The sequence below is a fragment of the Mesorhizobium sp. M7A.F.Ca.CA.004.06.1.1 genome, from assembly GCF_003999135.1.
In the GTDB taxonomy this organism is placed as follows: Bacteria; Pseudomonadota; Alphaproteobacteria; order Rhizobiales; family Rhizobiaceae; genus Mesorhizobium.
Window position 1 is genome coordinate 1 of sequence record NZ_RZPQ01001284.1, and the last position, 810, is coordinate 810.

Sequence of the window (810 nt, forward strand, 5' to 3'; positions counted from 1 at the left end):
CTTGCAGACCTCGTCCTTCATGTCGTTGGGCGAGACCGTGTCGCCATAGGGCGCCAGCGTGGTGACGGTGGCCGAGCCGGCGGCAGGCGCGTCAAAACCTTGATCGAGCAGTTTTGCCGCGGTCTCGGCACGTGTGACCGCCGATTTCTCGCCAAGCACCACCGCGACCAGCGTGCGCCCGTTGCGGGTCGCCGAACCGATCATGTTGAAGCCGGAAGGGCAGACAAAGCCGGTCTTCATGCCATCGGCGCCGGGATAACGGCCAATCAAGAGATTGTAGTTGGGGATAGCCTTCTTGCCGACGGCAAGGCCTTCGATCGAGAACCACGGCGCATATTGCGGAAATTCGCGGCGGATCGCCATCACCAGCACGGCGAGGTCGCGCGCCGTCGTGTACTGATCCGGCGAATAGAGCCCGTTCGGATTGACGAAATGCGTGCCGTTCATGCCGAGCCGGGTCGCTTCGGCGTTCATCCGGTCGGCAAAGGCCGCCTGCGAACCGCCGACATTTTCGCCCACCGCCATGGCGATGTCGTTGGCCGATTTGACCAGCATCATCTTCAGCGCGTTGTCGAGTCGCATCACCGAGCCCGGCTTGAAGCCCATCTTGCTTGGCGGCTCGGCGGCGGAGTGTTTGGTCACCTTGATCGGCGAATCAAGCTGAACCTCGCCGGCGGCGATCGCCCGAAAGGTGACATAAGCGGTCATCAGCTTGCTCAGCGATGCCGGATACCAGCGCTTGAACGCGTCCTGATGCTGCAGGATCTTGCCGCTGCCGAGATCGAATACGACCACCGGATTGGCCAGCGC

Annotated in this window: 1 protein-coding gene; it reads right to left on the reverse strand. The window is 62.6% G+C overall.

What is annotated here, in order from left to right; all coding sequences use genetic code 11:
* A partial coding sequence (locus tag EN906_RS35805; protein WP_164777690.1) for a D-alanyl-D-alanine carboxypeptidase family protein occupies window positions 1-810 on the reverse strand: 810 nt, incomplete at both ends.